The sequence below is a fragment of the Stenotrophomonas sp. RIT-551 genome (genome assembly GCF_026241915.1).
Taxonomy (GTDB): Bacteria; Pseudomonadota; Gammaproteobacteria; order Xanthomonadales; family Xanthomonadaceae; genus Stenotrophomonas; species Stenotrophomonas bentonitica_A.
The window spans coordinates 1-16,118 of sequence record NZ_JAPJIU010000007.1 but is presented as its reverse complement, the minus strand read 5'-3'; the positions used below and the strand labels follow the sequence as shown (position 1 = coordinate 16,118).

The 16,118-nt window shown below is 67.0% G+C and carries 14 protein-coding genes; 6 read left to right on the top strand and 8 right to left on the bottom strand.

Going from position 1 to position 16,118, the window contains the following annotated elements; all coding sequences use genetic code 11:
- The first annotated feature begins 13 nt into the window (after positions 1-13).
- Positions 14-784 carry a DUF4349 domain-containing protein gene (locus tag ORK51_RS10195; RefSeq protein WP_083279873.1) on the top strand — a complete coding sequence of 257 codons (771 nt, stop codon included), beginning with the start codon at positions 14-16 and terminating at the stop codon, positions 782-784.
- Positions 785-829: 45 nt separating this feature from the next.
- Here the strand turns inward: ORK51_RS10195 and ORK51_RS10190 are convergent, their stop codons facing one another.
- Positions 830-1,123, bottom strand: coding sequence for a hypothetical protein (locus tag ORK51_RS10190; RefSeq protein ID WP_019184421.1), 294 nt, complete (start codon positions 1,121-1,123; stop codon positions 830-832).
- 87 nt (positions 1,124-1,210) lie between these two features.
- Positions 1,211-2,161, bottom strand: a complete 951-nt coding sequence (locus ORK51_RS10185) for a LysR substrate-binding domain-containing protein (RefSeq protein WP_266084835.1) — start codon at positions 2,159-2,161, stop codon at positions 1,211-1,213.
- Positions 2,162-2,320: 159 nt separating this feature from the next.
- Here ORK51_RS10185 and ORK51_RS10180 point away from each other — a divergent pair, with 159 nt between their 5' ends.
- The gene (locus tag ORK51_RS10180) at positions 2,321-3,199 is read left to right on the top strand and encodes a DMT family transporter (RefSeq protein ID WP_070426927.1); all 879 of its coding nucleotides are present in this window, start codon (positions 2,321-2,323) and stop codon (positions 3,197-3,199) included.
- A 79-nt stretch (positions 3,200-3,278) separates the two neighbouring features.
- Here the strand turns inward: ORK51_RS10180 and ORK51_RS10175 are convergent, their stop codons facing one another.
- Complete coding sequence (locus tag ORK51_RS10175) at positions 3,279-4,181, bottom strand: peptidylprolyl isomerase (protein ID WP_070426928.1); 903 nt, start codon at positions 4,179-4,181, stop codon at positions 3,279-3,281.
- A 111-nt stretch (positions 4,182-4,292) separates the two neighbouring features.
- On the opposite strand from ORK51_RS10175, the gene ORK51_RS10170 reads away from it, so the two are divergent.
- The 3 genes from ORK51_RS10170 (at position 4,293) to ORK51_RS10160 (ending at position 7,361) form a co-directional block, all read left to right on the top strand.
- On the top strand, positions 4,293-5,789 hold the full coding sequence (locus tag ORK51_RS10170) for a hypothetical protein (protein ID WP_266084834.1): 1,497 nt from the start codon (positions 4,293-4,295) through the stop codon (positions 5,787-5,789).
- A 229-nt stretch (positions 5,790-6,018) separates the two neighbouring features.
- Positions 6,019-6,384: a PadR family transcriptional regulator gene (locus ORK51_RS10165; protein WP_070426930.1), complete on the top strand. Its 366-nt coding sequence runs from the start codon at positions 6,019-6,021 to the stop codon at positions 6,382-6,384.
- Positions 6,381-7,361: a sensor domain-containing protein gene (locus ORK51_RS10160; protein ID WP_070426931.1), complete on the top strand. Its 981-nt coding sequence runs from the start codon at positions 6,381-6,383 to the stop codon at positions 7,359-7,361. Before ORK51_RS10165 ends, ORK51_RS10160 begins: the two co-directional genes overlap by 4 nt.
- A 116-nt stretch (positions 7,362-7,477) precedes the next feature.
- Here the strand turns inward: ORK51_RS10160 and ORK51_RS10155 are convergent, their stop codons facing one another.
- Together ORK51_RS10155 and ORK51_RS10150 are read right to left on the bottom strand one after the other, a co-directional pair.
- Complete coding sequence (locus tag ORK51_RS10155) at positions 7,478-8,833, bottom strand: polyhydroxyalkanoate depolymerase (RefSeq protein WP_172838054.1); 1,356 nt, start codon at positions 8,831-8,833, stop codon at positions 7,478-7,480.
- A 57-nt stretch (positions 8,834-8,890) separates the two neighbouring features.
- Entirely contained in the window at positions 8,891-9,487 is a 597-nt protein-coding gene (locus ORK51_RS10150; protein WP_266084833.1) for a class I SAM-dependent DNA methyltransferase, read from the bottom strand.
- A 160-nt stretch (positions 9,488-9,647) separates the two neighbouring features.
- Between ORK51_RS10150 and ORK51_RS10145 the strand changes: the two genes are divergently transcribed.
- On the top strand, positions 9,648-10,103 hold the full coding sequence (locus ORK51_RS10145; RefSeq protein WP_019184413.1) for a CopD family protein: 456 nt from the start codon (positions 9,648-9,650) through the stop codon (positions 10,101-10,103).
- A gap of 222 nt (positions 10,104-10,325) precedes the next feature.
- On the opposite strand, the gene ORK51_RS10140 is transcribed toward ORK51_RS10145, so the two are convergent.
- From ORK51_RS10140 to dnaE, 3 genes are all read right to left on the bottom strand, one after another.
- Positions 10,326-11,285 (bottom strand): acetyl-CoA carboxylase carboxyltransferase subunit alpha, encoded by a 960-nt coding sequence (locus ORK51_RS10140; protein WP_019184412.1) that lies wholly within the window; start codon positions 11,283-11,285, stop codon positions 10,326-10,328.
- Between the two features lie 113 nt (positions 11,286-11,398).
- Positions 11,399-12,271: a hypothetical protein gene (locus ORK51_RS10135; RefSeq protein ID WP_429000651.1), complete on the bottom strand. Its 873-nt coding sequence runs from the start codon at positions 12,269-12,271 to the stop codon at positions 11,399-11,401.
- Between the two features lie 34 nt (positions 12,272-12,305).
- On the bottom strand, positions 12,306-15,887 hold the full coding sequence (gene dnaE, locus ORK51_RS10130; protein WP_070473290.1) for a DNA polymerase III subunit alpha: 3,582 nt from the start codon (positions 15,885-15,887) through the stop codon (positions 12,306-12,308).
- Positions 15,888-16,118 lie beyond the last annotated feature (231 nt).

Genomic DNA, 16,118 nt, shown 5'->3' with positions numbered 1-16,118 from the left:
CGGGCTGGCAGGGATGCTGTTGTTGGGCCTGGTGGCCTGTGGCCGCGGCGGACAGGATTACGCGGCCGATGCGGCCGCCGGGGCGGTCGCCTCGCCGGAGGGTGCGTTCCTGGCCTATGAACATGACCTCCGCATCCAGCTCGATGCCAAGCGCATCAGCGAGCGGGTCAAGGCCGTGTCCGAGGCGTGCCAGAGCAACCGGTTCGGCGACTGCGCCGTGCTGCAGGTGGGCGAAGAGGGCGGTGAGACCCGCTCCGGCTCGATCCGCGTGCGCATCGCGCCCAAGGGTGTCGAGCCGATCATCGCCCTGGCCGGTGAAGGCGGCGATGTGGCCTCGCGCAATACCCATGCCGAAGATCTTGCCCAGCAGGTGGCCGATACCGCGCTGACCCAGGCGCGGCTGCAGAAGGAGCATGCCCAGTTGCAGGCGTACCAGCAGCGCAGCGACATGAAGGTTGCCGATCTGTTGGCGGTCTCACAGCGCATGGCCGAGATTGAAGCGGGGCTGGAGCAGGCCAACAAGGACGCCGCGCAGCAGCGTCGCCGGATCGATACCCAACTGGTTACGATGCGCTTCGAAGGCCCGGCCGGGCAGCGCAGCCGCAGCGAGATCGGCAAGGCGGTCAGTGAGTTCGGCTCGATCGTCACCACCAGCATCGCGTTCGTAATCCGCGCGGTTGCCGCGCTGCTGCCGGTTGGCGTGGTGGCCTGGGCAGTCGGTGCCGTGGTCGTGGCGCTGTGGCGTCGCCGCAAGCGACGCAAGGCTGCGGCGGCCGCACGCTGAGCCTGCCTGTCGTGCCGCGCATGACAGCGCGGCACGACGGTCGAGTCAGCCTTCGTCCTGCTCGTATTCCACGAAGACGTCCAGCTCCAGCGCCAGTTCCTGCACGGCGTCGCGCACGCGCTGGGCGCCGAGCGCATTGCCGACTTCCACTTCCAGTTCGTGGGTGCCCGGGCCGATGTCATCGGACAGGCCGGCCGAGCTGGAATCGTCGTCGTCCATGTGCGGCATCAGGTCGTCGGTTTCTTCGACGTGTTCGATCCCCTCGATGCTCTGCAGCAGGTCGGTGATGGCACGTGCATCGTCTTCGGTGCCGGTGATTCGCAGTCGCAACAGGGCCATGGGGTGAGCCTCGGGGAAAGGGACTCCAGCCTAGCCAGCGGTCGGAAAAGGTCGGGTGAGGATGCGCGCTGGGCCGTGGTGTCCGGTTCAGTCGCGCGCCGGGTCGGCGGGTGGCAGGCCCAGCAGTTCGTCAGGCAGGGCCGGCAGCGGGGTGCGCTCATCCAGCGCTTCGCGCTTGAGCCAATCCATGAAGGCCTGCGCGGTCGGGCTGAGCGGACGGTGCTCGGCGTGCACCACGTAGTACGCGTAGCGTGCCTTGAGCGCAGGGCCAGGCAGGCGCACCAGTTCGTAACGCTGCAGATAGGGTTGCGCGATGTGCTTGCGCGCCAGCACCGCGCCGATGCCGTACACCGCTGCGCGCATCGCATCGGTGCTGTCGCTGAAGGTGTGCAGCGAGGGAAGGTCCAGGCCGCGGACACCGGCAGCGCGGAACCAGTCGCGCCAGCCCTGCGGGGACATGTCGCTGAGCAGGGGCAGCGCGGCGATCTGCGCGGCGTCGCGCAGTGCCGAAACCCCCGCCAATGCCGGCGAGGCGACCGGGCAGAGTTCGTCGTCCATCAGGTGGTGCGCGGTCATGCCCGGCCACTGGCCCAGGCCGTAACGGATGCCCAGCTCCGGGCCGCTCTCGTCGAAGCGCACCAGCTCCGTGCTGGTCTGCAGCTCGATGCGCATGCGTGGATGCTGTCGGGTGAAGCGCGGCAACCGCGGGATCAGCCAGCAGTACGACAGCGAGCGGATGGTGGTGACCCGCAGCGGCACGATGTCCGCCTGCGGGTGGAGGTTGCCGGCCACGGCATTGAGATCGCTCAGCGCGGCGGCCGCCGCATCGGCCAATTGGCGTCCCTCGGCGGTCAGCCGCACGCCGCGCGCGTGGCGCTGGAACAGGACCGTGCCCAGCAGCTCTTCCAGCCGGCGCACATGGTGGCTGACCGCGCTGGCGGTCAGGTGCAGCTCCTGGGCGGCATGGGCGAAATTCTGATGGCGTGCAGCCACCGCGAACACCCCCAGCGCGGGCAGCAGGGCAGGGCGAAGGATCATGGTCGAGACCCAAATCATATTTGTGGCTTGCACGGATACTACGCGCTTGTGGGCGCGCGATGGCAGGCGGATGCTGTCGCCCTTCCTCTCCGGATCCACGCGCATGTTGCCGTCCTTTACCGCTACCCCAGCGTGTCAGCGTCCTTGCGGAGACCCGGCGTGAGCGGGACGCCGCTCGCCGCGGGCAGCGTGGATCGTGATTGGCGCACGCCGCTGGAGTTGACCGTGCTCGGCGCGATCTGGGGCTGCTCGTTCCTGTTCATGCGCGTGGCCGTGCCCGCCTTCGGGCCCTACGCGCTGGTGGAGGTACGGCTGCTGCTTGGCGCCTTGGTGCTGCTGCCGTTCCTGTGGCAGGCGCGGGCGCAGTTCCCGGCGCGGCGCTGGTTGTGGTTGGCGCCCATCGGGGTGATCAACTCGGCCATTCCGTTCGTGCTGTTCGCCTGGGCCGCACAACGCGCCCCGGCCGCGATCGGGGCGATCTGCAACGCGATGACGGTGCTGTTTGCCGCCCTGATCGCCTTCCTGTTCTTCGGCGAAAAGATCGGCGTGCGCCGCGCGATCGCCCTGCTGGTCGGCTTTGCCGGCGTGGTCGTGCTGGCCACGGCCAAGGTCGCCGGGCTGAGCATCGGCGCAGCGGTGGTCGCCGGTGCGCTGGCCGCGTTGCTGTACGGGCTGGGCGTCAACCTGGTGAAGCGCCACATGACCGGCCTGCCGCCGGCCGCCTCTGCCGGTGCCACGCTGGGCTGCGCGGCGATCCTGCTGCTGCCGATGGCGCTGACCCACTGGCCGGCCGCACCGATCCCGATGCTGTCCTGGGCCTGCGCGATCGCGCTGGGCGTGGTCTGCACCGGTCTGGCGTTCCTGATGTTCTACCGCCTGATCGCCCGCATCGGCCCGGCCCGCGCTTCGACCGTGACCTACCTGGTGCCGATGTTCGGCGCCCTGTTCGCCTGGCTGTTCCTGGGCGAACCGGTGACCGGCGCGATGGTCATCGCGGGCGTGTTGATTCTTGGGAGCGTGGCGGTGTCGCAGCGATAGGCCGTCGGGGCCGCGTGCAGCCACCCATGGGGTGGCTCCACCGAGGCATCCGGACGCTGACGCGTCGGTTATCTCATCCTCAGCGCACCGGCACCGGGATGTTGCACAGGTCGATGTGGCCGGCCGGGCGCTTGTAGAAATCGTCGACGCGGTTACGGCGCGCTTCGGTCGCCTCGGCGAAGGTCCTGGAGTCGGTGCGCAGCACCTGCAGTCTGGGTCGCTGCGCAGCCGGGACATCGCTGGCGCGCTGGATCGACTGGATCGCGGTGCGCTGCGCCGGGTCGGTGTAGAAGCCCATTGGTGCCGGTCCACGCGGCAGCGCGCTGAGCAGCTCCATGCCCTGCAGCACGCGGCCGACCAGGGTGATGTTGCGGTCCAGCTGGCGCGGTGACTGCCCGGTCACGACGTACAGCTCGGCACCGATGCTGCTGTCTTCCTCGTTGTTGCGACCAGCGCCCAGCGCGCCATAGCAATGCGCCAGCCAGGTCTTGCCGTCCTTGCGGTCCTGTCCCACCGGGAAGCCATCGACAAAGCCGGTCTGGTCGGCCCAGCCGTCACGGTCGGGAAGGAGGCTGACCGTGAGCCCCTTGCTGTCGCGCTGGAACTCGGCCGGGAGCTTGCGTTTGGCGCTGCCGAGCGGCTTTGCCTTGGCGGCATCATCAGCGTCGGCATCGCCGAACTGCACCACGAAGTTGTCCTGCGCGCGGTAGATGCTTTCGCCATCCCAGAAGTGCTCGTGGGCCATCGTCTGGATGTTGGCCACGTGCTGCGGCGCGAATGCCGGGGCCAGCTCGATGATGACCCGGCCAGTGGGCAGGTTCATGTACAGCAGGTTGGCCGGGTCCGGTGTGCGCCAGTCGCTGTCCGGCGAGGCGTCCAGAATCTGCTGCGGGCTGCGGTAGGGCGTGGCCGCACTGGCCAGGGGGGGCAGCAGGCAGGCCAGGGCGAGGGCGGTCAGGGCAAGGCGGCAATGCTGTGGCATGGGATCCCCGGAACATGAACGAGGTCCTGATTCTGCGCGAGAGTGCGCGCCTGCGCCACGGTGGCGTGCTGGCCCGATCGATGCGTATGCGGCAAGATGGTCATCCTCCCCATGAAAGCGCGCGATGTGATGTCGCACCTGGAAGCGCCTGAAGCCGCACTGCGCGTGATGATCGACCCGATCCTGAAGGGGGTCGTCGAAGAAGCTGTAGACCGCGTGTGCTGGCTGCAGGCGTTGCCGCCACGGGGCCTGTTCGATCTTGATGAGCGTCGACGCAGTTGGTGGGCCCCCAACGATGATGGACTGCTCGCTTGCCTGCAGGCTTGTCCGGATGCGCCGGTTGAAGTACAGGCGGTGGCACTGTTCCTGGCGGGCTCCGATGGCAATGGTCACACGCGCGAGGCTGCGCTCCGGAAGATGCGTTCGGTGCCCGGCCATCTGACCCTGTCCTGTGCCTTGCTCCGCTGCAATGACTGGGTGGACGAGGTGCGTTTCGTAGCACAGGAGGTGGTGATGACTCTCCTCGGGAAGTGCTCGGTGCAGCACGTGCTGGCGGCCTGGCCGATTGCAGTCCGCTTGCGGGATGCGCAGCGCGTGCAGCGGGACTGGCTTGAGGGAACCCTGTTCGCCTGGCTGTCATCGCCCTCTGCTCAGGTCGTACTGGAAGGACTCTTGGGCCATACCGATGCACGAACCCGGCTGGCGGCCTACGCCATCGCTCTGGAGATCCATCCGGACCAGGCGAAACTGCGCGCACGCGCGCTACTGGACAGTGATCCACATGTTTCGCATCTGGCGCTTGACCACCTTCTGAAACACGGCGAGCCCGCACAGGTGGAAGCGCAATGCGTCCTCGCATTGTCCGCCCCCTCGAGCAGGGTGCGTGGCGTGGCACTGCGCGCGCTGGTCGAACGCGAAGTGCCTGGCCTCGATGCGTACATCGACGCTGCTGTGTTCGACGGTTCGCGCAGCGTGCGCAGGTTGGCGGCGTGGTTGCTTCAACAGCGTCAGGCTACCCCTGCAATCCAATTGTGGCGCGACGAGCTCAAGCACCGTACTCGCGGGCGCTGGCGCGAGGCACTGGAGGCTCTTGGCGATCATGCCGAGGCTGGCGATGTGCATGAATTGCGCACCCTGCTGCCCCAAGTATCGGCGCGTCATCAACGCAACTGTCTGCGCGGCTGGCTACGGGCCGATGGCGGCGCCAGTCTCGCGTTCTTGCGTGTGGCGCTGGAAGCGCCAGGACGGACGGTGAACCAGCTGTTGGCGGGCGCGACAGCACTGTGGGCAATCGAGCTGGATCCGGCGCGGCTCCTGGCGTTCTGTCACGACGGTCCTTCGCCCGTGGCGCAGTCTGGCCTGCTCGGACAGTTGCCGATGCTGCCCTTGTGGCAGCACCTCGATCTGCTGCTGGACGCAGTACCGCAGCGCCCCGAGGAGCGTGCCTGGCACCTGCAACTGGTGGAAAACTGGCTTCGGGTGAGCCGGCGCTACTCGCCACTGGGGGCCGCTCGTCGGCAGGCGTTGGTCAGCCGCCTTGAAGAGGGCAGCCACGCCCTGGCGGATCCGGCCGCCGCGCAGGTGCTCGCTGCAATACGCCAGGCTTGAAACCCGCTCGCTGTTGCTGACGAAGGCAGCGCTGAACTCCCAGAGCAACAGCGAGGTGGGCGAGGGCAGACAGGAGAGGGATTCGCTTTCCAGAGATGCAAGCCGGTTGGCGGAGAGCTGTGCCGGGCAGGCAGGTGGCCGACGGACTCCCAACCGGCACGGTGACTAACGACACATCCGCTATAGCGAACTTCGGACTAGTGTGGACTCCACGCTAGCGGAGACCGCCATGAGCGACCACGAGATCCATCTCAAGAAGTTCCAGAAAGAGCTCAGCTCCGGCACGGTCTCCCTGGCCTTGCTGGCGGTGCTGGCCAGGGCGGGCGAGCCGCTGTACGGCTACCTGATCGCCAAGGAGCTGGAGCGGGTCGGCGAGGGGGTGCTGAGCGGCAAGCAGAGCGCGCTGTACCCGGTGCTGCGCAACCTGGAAGGGGCCGGGTTGCTGGAAAGCCATGTTGAACCGTCGGTGGCCGGTCCGCCGCGTCGCTATTACCGCATCAATGACACGGGGCGCGAAGTGCTCAGGCACTGGACCGCCGCGTGGCGTGCCACCCGTGATTCCGTCGATTCCGTCCTGGAAGGGGTAACCGAATGAACATCGAATCCGTGGCCGGTCGGGCCTTGCCGACCACCATTCCCGCGTATCTGGCGCAGCTGCGTGCGGCACTGCACGACGCCGATCCGGCGATGGTGCAGGACGCGCTCTACGACGCCGAGGAATACCTGCGCTCGGAACTGGCCGCGCAGCCGGGCCGCAGCGAGGCCGAGGTGATCGCCGATGTCGCCGGCAGCTACGGCGCGCCGGAAGAGGTGGCCGAGATCTACCGCGAAACCGAGATCACGGTGAACCGCGCGCTGCGCACGCCGAGCGCCGGCGCGGCACCGCTGCGCCAGGCCGCGCCCAGCGGCCCCGGCATGGGCGCCGTGCCGCCCCCGCATGCCCCGCCCAGGCCGCGCTCTGCGCTGGCCAGCTTCTTCGGTGTCGCACTGGAGGCCCGCACCTACGGCGCGCTGTTCTACATGCTGCTGTCGCTGGCCACCGGCACGTTCTTCTTCACCTGGGTGGTGACCGGGCTGTCGCTGTCGCTGGGCCTGATGGTGCTGATCATCGGCATCCCGGTGGCGGTGTTGTTCTTCGGTTCGGTGCGCGGGCTGTCACTGCTGGAAGGGCGGCTGGTGGAAGCGCTGCTGGGCGAGCGCATGCCGCGCCGGCCGACGTACTCCGACCGCAGCCGCACTTGGCTGCAGCGCATCGGCGACATGTTCACCGACGGGCGGACCTGGCTGACCCTGCTGTACTTCGTGCTGATGCTGCCGCTGGGCATCGTCTACTTCACGATCGCCACCACGCTGCTGTCGACCTCGATCGGCTTCATCTGGGCGCCGGTGGCGGCGCTGTTCTCCAGCGACTACGTGGGCATCCACATCGACGGCATCCAGATGCTGCCGGTCTGGGTCACGCCCCTGCTGGCCGTAGTCGGCGTGCTGCTGCTGTTCGCCACGCTGCACCTGGCCCGCGGCATCGGCCGCCTGCACGGGATGATGGCCAAGCATCTGCTGGTGCGGTTGTAAACGGGACACGAGGATGGCGAGGGTGACGACCAACGGTCGCCACCTACCGGCGCTGCAGAACCCGAGGATCCGGTAGTGCCGGCCAGCGGCCGGCACTACCGCATATTGCGTTGGCGTCAGCCGGCTTTACGCCGCAGCGGCGTGACGTTGCTCGCGATCTTCGCGGCCTTCTTCGGCTTGCTGGCCACGGTCTGCGCATGGGCGGCGAAGAAATCACGCACCTTCGGGTAGACGGTTTCGCGCCAGCGGCGGCCGCTGAAAATGCCGTAATGGCCGGCGCCTTCCACGATGAAATGCTCGCGGTGCGCAGCCGGAATGCCGGTGCACAGTTCCTGCGCCGCTTCGGTCTGGCCAAGGCCGGCGATATCGTCCAGCTCGCCTTCGATGCTCAGCAGCGCGGTGCCGGTGATCGCGCTGGGATCCACGCGTTCCCCCTGCACGTACCACTCGCCGCGCGGCAGCAGGAACTCCTGGAAGACCACGCGGATGGTGTCGAGGTAATACTTGGCCGGCATGTCGAGCACAGCGTTGTACTCGTCGTAGAAACGCCGGTGCGCGTCGGCATCTTCCATGTCGCCCTTGACCAGGTCGGCATAGAAATCCCAATGCGAACTGAAATGGCGGCTCGGGTTCATCGACAGGAAACCGGCATGCTGCAGGAAGCCGGGATACACGCGGCGGCCTGCACCCGGGAAGGTGGCCGGCACGGTGTGGATGACGTTGTTTTCGAACCACGACATCGGGTTCTGCGTGGCCAGGTTGTTGACCGCGGTCGGGCTGCAGCGCGCATCGATCGGGCCGCCCATCATCACCAGCGAACGCGGCGTGGCTTCACCACGGCTGGCCATCAGCGAGACGGCGGCGAGCACCGGCACGGTCGGCTGGCAGACGCTGACCACGTGCAGCTTCTCCGCGCCGAGGTGGCGGATGAATTCCTGCACATAGGCGATGTAATCCTCCAGCCCGAACTCGCCTTCGCTGCCGGGCACCATGCGCGCATCGACCCAGTCGGTCACGTACACGCGGTGGTCGCGCAGCAGGGTGCGCACGGTATCGCGCAACAGCGTGGCGTGGTGGCCGGACAACGGCGCCACCACCAGCACGAACGGCTGGTTGAGCATGGTGTGCAGCTGGTCGGCTTCATTGCTGTGGCGCTTGAAGCGCAGCAGCTTGCAGAACGGCTTGCTGACCTCTTCGTGGACGACGATCGGCACGCGCTCGCCCTCGACGTCGATCTCGTTGATGCCCCATTCGGGCTTCTCGTAATCCTTGCCGATGCGGTGGAACAGCTCGTTCACAGCGGCCAGGCGATCCGCGCCGGGCATCTGCGACCACCAATGACCTTGATTGGCGAAGAACTTCGCGTTGGCCTGGGCCTGGTGCACCCACGGGGCGAGCAGGTTGCGGGTCAACTCATGCAGCTGATATAGCATGACGTCCGATATGTATGGTCTTATGTTGCCGCGCAGCATAGCGCACCCGTCGCGCGGGCGCGTTAATGCGGGTGCTGTCTCAATTGTTATCGAGACTCACGGCGCGCCGCGTTCCAGTGCCGCCGCCTGCCCGGACAATGCCGGTGACAACCAGCAATGCGAGCCCAACGCGGTGAATCCGACCCGCTTGAGCTGGCTGCGGTACCAGCGCGCCGGACGGGCCTGGAAGCCTTCATGGTCGCCATCGAAGTCATCCTCGGCGGTGAACGCCTCCAGGAACGCGACGCCGGCGGTGAGTTCGGCGAAGCCTTCCAAGGCCGGGCGCAGTTCGCGGCTGGGCACGTAGTGCATCACATCCGAACAGATCAGCAGATCGACCGGTGCGCACGGGCGCAGCCAGGCGAAATCGCCGACCCTGGCCGGGTGCAGGTTGCGGCTGCGGCCGTAGCGGCGCACCGCGTAATCGCTGCTGTCGAACCCCAGGTACTGCACGCGCGGGCGCAGCTTGAGCAGCGGCGCACGCCAGGCGCCTTCGCCGCAGCCGATATCGAGCACGCTGCGGATCGGGCGTTCCAGGTAGTACTCGGCACTGGCCACGGCGAGTGCCACCTTGCGCGCCAGGCGCGCGGCGCCACCGGTCTGGTCAGGCTGGTACCAGCGCTGGAAGTAGGCGGCGTCGTAGGTTTTGTCCATGGGGATCTGCACTTGGGCGAAAGCGGCGCCTATCGTACGGTGTGGCGCGCGCGGATGCGCAGCCGGGGTGCGGCGAAGGGTCGCGTCGGCCACCCGTGGGGCGGCGCAACCGGGCATGCGAGAATGGCGGCCAACCTACGCCAGCCGCGGGAGCAAGCGCATGCAGTCCTATTACTGGGTCAAGACCTTCCACCTGCTGTTCGTGGTGGCATGGATGGCGGCGGTGTTCTATCTGCCCCGGATCCTGGTCAACCTCAGCGAGACCGCCGGCCAGTTGCCGGTGACCGAGCGGCTGCAGCTGATGGGCCTGCGCCTGTACAGGTTCGGCCACATGATGTTCGGCCTTGCGCTGATCCTGGGCGTGGTGCTGTGGCTGGGCTATCGCGTGATTCCGGACTTCCCGACCATGGTCGCCCCCGGTGCGGCAGGCTGGCTGCATGCCAAGCTCGGCCTGGTGGTGCTGCTGCTGGTGTACTACTCGTGGACCGGCCGGCTGTTGAAAGGCGCGGTGAAGGGCAGGGTGCTGCCGTCCTCGCGCGCGCTGCGCTGGTTCAACGAGCTGCCGCTGGTGCTGTTCATCGGCGTGGTGTGGCTGGTGATCGCCAAGCCGTTCTAAGCGATCCGCAGCGGTGGTGCCGGCCGCAGGCCAACTGCCTCGGACCCGCGTGCGAAACCGGGTAGTGCCGGCCGCTGGCCGGCTCACGGGGATGCCGGGGATGCCGGATAACGGAGGCGCCGGCCAGCGGCCGGCACGACCGCCGAGCCAGCCCGTCGGCGTGCAGCACAAAAAAAGCCGGGCGCTCGCGCGTCCGGCTTTTTCGTTTCCGCCGCAGCCCGGTCAGGCTACTTCGTAGGTTCCGTAGCTGCGCAGGCGCTCGTAACGCTTCTGCAGCAGCTCATCGACCGGCAGCTTCTCCAGCACGTCCAGCTCGTTGAGCAGCACGGCCTTCAGGCGTTTGGCCATCTGGTTCGGGTTGCGGTGGGCGCCGCCGGTGGGCTCACGCACGACCTTGTCCACCAGGCCCAGGCTCTTCAGGCGCGGGGCGGTCAGGCCGAGCTGTTCGGCGGCATCCTTGGCCTTGGCCGGGTCCTTCCACAGGATCGAGGCGCAGCCTTCCGGGCTGATGGTCGAATAGACGCTGTATTCCAGCATCACGGTGCGGTCGCCCACGCCCAGCGCCAGTGCGCCACCGGAGCCACCTTCACCGATCACGGTGCAGACCACCGGCACCTTCAGTTCGGCCATTTCCATCAGGTTGCGTGCGATCGCTTCGGACTGGCCGCGCGATTCGGCGTCGATGCCCGGCCAGGCACCGGCGGTGTCGATCAGGGTCAGCACCGGCAGGCCGAAGCGTTCGGCCATCTTCATCAGGCGCAGCGCCTTGCGGTAGCCCTCCGGCTTGGGCATGCCGAAGTTGCGCTTGATCTTTTCCTTGGTGTCGCGGCCCTTCTGATGGCCGATCAGCATCACCGAGCGGCCACCGATACGGGCCAGGCCGCCGATGATCGCCTTGTCGTCGGCGAAGGCGCGGTCGCCGGCCAGTTCCTGGAACTCATCGCAGATGATGCGGATGTAGTCCTCGGTGTACGGGCGGGACGGATGCCGGGCCAGCTGCAGGACCTGCCAGGAGGTCAGGTTGCGGAAGATCTGCGCGGTGCGCACCCGCAGCTTGTCCTGCAGGGCATTGACCTCGGCCTCGACATTGACCGCAGGTCCGGCGCTGGCGCTGCGCAGTTCCTGGATCTTCGCCTCCAGATCAGCGATGGGTTGCTCGAAGTCGAGGTAGTTCGGATTCATCGGAAACCGTCGTGAAGAAAAGAGGGAAAGTGTAGCCGAATGCGCCGAAAAGCCCCGTACGCCGTCGTCTGGAAACCGACGGTAGCGCAGCGGGGCCAGGGGCGCCAGTCAGGTCAGGGCACGACCAGCGCCGCGCTGCCCATCAGCCTGCTGCGGGTCTGCACGAAGGTGTTGTAGCCCTCGTTGGCCTCCTTGGGCAGGCCCGAGCCCAGCGTGGCGGTCGCGGCGGTGAAGGCCATCTGCGCCTGGAAGGCCTCCTGCTGGAGCTGCAGCTGCGCATCGGCGGTGGTGGCATGCAGGTAGCGGGTGTACAGCTCGCGCAGCGGGCCGGCATGGGCCTCGAAGGCCGGGTCCAGCGCAGGCAGGGCGGTCGGAGCGGCTTCCAGCGTGTAGGTAGGCGCGACATAGCCCTTGGGCTGGTGGCGCACATAGACGCCGGGGTCGCCCAGGTTGTCTTGGACATAGTCGATGAAGGCCGGGGCCGTGAAGATCTTGGCGTTGATCCGGCCGCCGCTGGCGTCCACGTGCATCACGGTCTGCTCTTCGGGGAACGGCTCGTGGACGCCGAAGGTCCACGTCTTGTCGATGAACAGCGCGTGGGTACTCTGGTACGGCCCCTCGAAGTGGACGCCGCCCAGCTCGATCTGGTTGTTCAGGTCGCCGAAGTTCTTCAGCTTGTCTTCGCCGGTGACGTAGATCTCGTTGGCGATCACGTACTCGGCCAGGGTCGGGTTGATCAGGCCACCCTTGCCCTTGGCGTAGACGATGAAGCGCACGTCGCCGAGGCGTTCGGTCTGCAGATGATGTTCACCGGGCTTGAGCTTGACCGGGCGCGAGGCGTGCGCGGCGATCGGCAGTTCGTTGCCATCGATGCGCAGGGTCAGCGGGGTATCGCCCGGGTTGTCGATCTCGAACGTCTGGGCGGGGCTGGAACAGCCGGTGAGGGCAGCGGCTGCGATCAGCAGCCCGGTAAAACGCTTGATCAAAACAAAACACCTGTGTTGCAGCAGAAAAAAAGAATCAGTTCGCCCAGGGCGGGCTGTAGCGCACTTTCACCGTGCGTACCGCAGGGTCGGCGCGCAGCGCATCGACCAGCTGGCTGTCCACGCGCACGGCGATCTCACCGGCCACATCGAGCATGCCGGCCACCGGGCCCTGCGCCGAGCCGAGCAGCAGGTCCAGGCGCAGCGGCGTGCGGCCCGGGCGATGGCGGTCGAGCAGGGCGTTGATGCGGTTCCACACGGCGCCGTCCTGGCGCAGGTCCAGCCGCAGCGACAGGCGCGTGGCGTAGTTGGCGCAGATGTCTTCGTAATCCCAGACCTGGCGGATGCGCAGCGCGTAGCCACCGTTGAACTCGTCTTCGCGCAGGCCACCCTTGACCACCAGGATGCGGTCCTTGGTCATCAGGTGGCCGAACTCGGCCAGGCCATCGGTGAAGGCGCTGCACTCCACGCGGCCCTTGCCGTCTTCGAGCTGCATGAAGATCTGGCTCTCGCCCTTGCGGCGCACCCCGACCACCAGGCCGGCGAGGATCACCGGGGTTTCCTGGCGCCAGGCACGCTTCTCGCCATCCTTGCTCGGGCGTGCCGGCGGGATCAGCTTCTCGAGCATGCCCAGGTCGGTGCCGACCAGATCCTTGACGTCATCGGCGTAGGGATCGAACGGGTGGCCGCTGAGGTAGAAACCCAGCGTTTCGCGTTCGCCTTCCAGCAGCTGGCCCAGCGCCCACTCTTTGGCCTCGGGCAGTTCCAGCTGCATCGCGGTGGTGACCGGATCGGGCGCACCGAACAACGAGTTCTGGCCGGAGGCCTTCTCGCGTGCCATCTGGTCGGTGGCCTTGAGCACTTCGGGCAGTTGCAGCATCAGCGAAGCGCGGTTCTTGCCGAGCCCGTCCATCGCGCCGCAGTTGATCATCGCTTCGAGCGTGCGGCGGTTGAGCTTGCCGGACTCGGCGCGCATGCAGAAATCCAGCAGCGATGCATAGCGGCCGCCACGCTGGCGTTCCTCCACGATCGCTTCGCAGGCACCCTGGCCGACGCCCTTGATCGCGCCCAGGCCATACACGATGGTGTCGGCGCTGGAGGCTTCGAACATGTAGGCCGATTCGTTCACGCGCGGCGGCAGCACGGTCAGGCCGAGGTTGCGCACTTCGGCGAGGAAACCGACCACCTTGTCGGTGTTGTCCATGTCCGAGGACAGCGTCGCGGCCATGAACTCGGCCGGGTAATGGCGCTTGAGCCAGGCGGTCTGGTAGCTGACCAGCGCGTAGGCGGCGGCGTGCGACTTGTTGAAGCCGTAGCCGGCGAACTTCTCCATCAGGTCGAAGATCGCGTCGGCCTTGGCTTCGACGACGCCATCCTTGGCCGCGCCTTCGCGGAAGATCTCGCGGTGCTTGGCCATTTCGGCCGGCACCTTCTTGCCCATCGCGCGGCGCAGCAGGTCGGCGCCGCCGAGCGAGTAACCGCCCACGATCTGCGCCATCTGCATCACCTGCTCCTGGTACACCATGATGCCGTAGGTGTCTTTCAGGATCGCTTCGGTGCGCGGATCGGGGTAGATGATCTCTTCCTGCCCGTGCTTACGCGCGTTGAAGGAGGGAATCAGGTCCATCGGGCCGGGGCGGTACAGCGACACCAGCGCGATGAGGTCTTCGAAGCGGTCGGGGCGCGCGTCCTTCAGCAGGCGGCGCATGCCCGAGGATTCGAACTGGAATACCGCGCCGGTGTTGCCGTTGGCGAAGATGTCCTTGTAGGTCGGGACGTCATCCAGCGGCAGCGCGGTGATGTCCACCGGCGGAATGCCGGCGCGTTCGTGGCGCTTGTTGATCGCCTTGACCGCCCAGTCGATGATGGTCAGCGTGCGCAGGCCGAGGAAGTCGAACTTCACCAGGCCGATTTCTTCGACGTCGTTCTTGTCGAACTGGGTGACCGGGTTGCGGCCGCGGCCGCCTTCGTCATGTTCGGCGAACAGCGGGCAGAATTCGGCCAGCGGCTCGGGCGCGATCACCACGCCGCCGGCGTGCTTGCCGGCGTTGCGGGTGAGGTCTTCGAGCTGGCGTGCCAGGTCGATCAGGTCGCGGACATCATCTTCGTTCTGGTAGCGCTGGATCAGCTCCGGCGAGGCCATTTCCGAATCCTTGCCTTCGCCCATCGCATCCTTGAGCGAGATGCCCAGGATGTTCGGGATCAGCTTGGAAACGCCGTCGACCAGGCCGTACGGGAAGCCGAGCACGCGGCCGGAGTCGCGCACCACGGCCTTGGCCGCCATGGTGCCGTAGGTGATGATCTGGCTGACCCGGTCACGCCCGTATTTACGCGCGACGTAGTCGATGACCTCGTCGCGGCGGTCCATGCAGAAGTCGATGTCGAAGTCGGGCATCGACACGCGTTCGGGATTGAGGAAGCGCTCGAACAGCAGGTTGTACGGGATCGGATCCAGATCGGTGATCTGCAGCGCCCAGGCGACCAGCGAGCCGGCACCGGAACCGCGGCCGGGGCCGATCGGAATGCCCTGGTTCTTTCCCCACTGGATGAAGTCGGCCACGATCAGGAAGTAGCCGGGGAAGCCCATCTTGATGATGGTGGCCAGTTCGAACTCGAGGCGCTCGAAATAATCGGCGCGGGTCTTGCCCGGCGCCAGCGGATTCTTTTCGAGGCGCGCTTCCAGGCCCTTGCGCGATTCGCTGCAGATCCAGCTGTCGAGGGTTTCGTCCTCGGGCACCGGATAGTTGGGCAGGAAGTAGGTGCCCAGGCGCATTTCGATGTTGCAGCGCTCGGCCAGCGCGAGCGTGTTGTCGATCGCGTCGGGGATGTCGGCAAACAGCGCGCACATGTCCTCGGCGGACTTGAGGTACTGCTGGTCGCTGTAGTCGCGCGGGCGCTTGGGGTCGTCCAGCACGCGGCCGGAGGAGATGCACACGCGGGCTTCGTGGGCGTTGAAGTCTTCCGGCTGCAGGAAGCGCACATCGTTGCTGGCGATCACCGGCAGGCCGCGCTGGCCGGCGGCCTGCAGGGCGAACTGGTTGAAGGCTTCTTCGCCGTCGCGGCCGGTACGGGTCAGCTCCAGGTGCAGGCCATCGCCGAACACGCGCTGCCAGTCGGCCAGTTGCTGCTCGGCCAGGTCATGGCGGCCATCGCCGGCCAGGCGGCCGGCAAGGCTGTCGCGGCCGGCCAGTGCAAACAGGTTGTGGCAGCCGGCTTTGAGCCACTCCGGGTGCACAGCGACGCCGCCTTCGGGGCGGTGGCCTTCCATCCAGGCGCGGGTGAGCAGCCTGGAGAGGCTGAGGTAGCCTTCGCGGTCGCGGCAGAGCAGGGTCATGCGCCAGGGCGTCATGCCTTCTTCGGCGATCATGATGTCCGCGCCGGCGATGGGCTTGATGCCCACGGTTTCGGCGGCTTTGTAGAACTTGACCAGCGCGAACAGGTTGTTGAGATCCGTCACTGCCAGTGCAGGCAGCTTCAGTTCGACCGCGCGGCTGAGCAGGTTGGCCTGCTTGGCTTTTTTCGGGTCAGCCTGATCCGGCTTCGCCGGGACACGGATGGTCGAATCCGCCAGCGAAAATTCGGTGTGGACGTGGAGATGTACGAAACGGGAAGTGGACATGCCGAACCAATGTGATGCCCGGTCAGGGTAGCGGTGGTGGTGGACGCTAACAAGGCTTGACAGGGGTGTTGCGGGGGCGCGGGCGGGCGCTGGGGTTCAGGTTTGCCGGGGCATCCGACGCCACCGCTGGCCGATGCACAGTGGCGGGCAACCTCCGTATGTCCAGCGCTGTGGTGCCGGGTGCCGTCCGGCCATGGCAGCGCTCAGGCGGGGAGGCTGCTGAGCGCAGGT

Bases quoted from the DNA above. Each gene is read 5' to 3' on its own strand.
- ORK51_RS10195 (WP_083279873.1), top strand. From the start codon at position 14: ATGCTGTTGTTGGGCCTGGTGGCCTGTGGCCGCGGCGGACAGGATTAC.
- ORK51_RS10190 (WP_019184421.1), bottom strand. From the start codon at position 1,123: ATGGCCCTGTTGCGACTGCGAATCACCGGCACCGAAGACGATGCACGT.
- ORK51_RS10185 (WP_266084835.1), bottom strand. From the start codon at position 2,161: ATGATCCTTCGCCCTGCCCTGCTGCCCGCGCTGGGGGTGTTCGCGGTG.
- ORK51_RS10175 (WP_070426928.1), bottom strand. From the start codon at position 4,181: ATGCCACAGCATTGCCGCCTTGCCCTGACCGCCCTCGCCCTGGCCTGC.
- ORK51_RS10170 (WP_266084834.1), top strand. From the start codon at position 4,293: ATGAAAGCGCGCGATGTGATGTCGCACCTGGAAGCGCCTGAAGCCGCA.
- ORK51_RS10165 (WP_070426930.1), top strand. From the start codon at position 6,019: ATGAGCGACCACGAGATCCATCTCAAGAAGTTCCAGAAAGAGCTCAGC.
- ORK51_RS10160 (WP_070426931.1), top strand. From the start codon at position 6,381: ATGAACATCGAATCCGTGGCCGGTCGGGCCTTGCCGACCACCATTCCC.
- ORK51_RS10155 (WP_172838054.1), bottom strand. From the start codon at position 8,833: ATGCTGCGCGGCAACATAAGACCATACATATCGGACGTCATGCTATAT.
- ORK51_RS10150 (WP_266084833.1), bottom strand. From the start codon at position 9,487: ATGGACAAAACCTACGACGCCGCCTACTTCCAGCGCTGGTACCAGCCT.
- ORK51_RS10145 (WP_019184413.1), top strand. From the start codon at position 9,648: ATGCAGTCCTATTACTGGGTCAAGACCTTCCACCTGCTGTTCGTGGTG.
- ORK51_RS10140 (WP_019184412.1), bottom strand. From the start codon at position 11,285: ATGAATCCGAACTACCTCGACTTCGAGCAACCCATCGCTGATCTGGAG.
- dnaE (WP_070473290.1), bottom strand. From the start codon at position 15,887: ATGTCCACTTCCCGTTTCGTACATCTCCACGTCCACACCGAATTTTCG.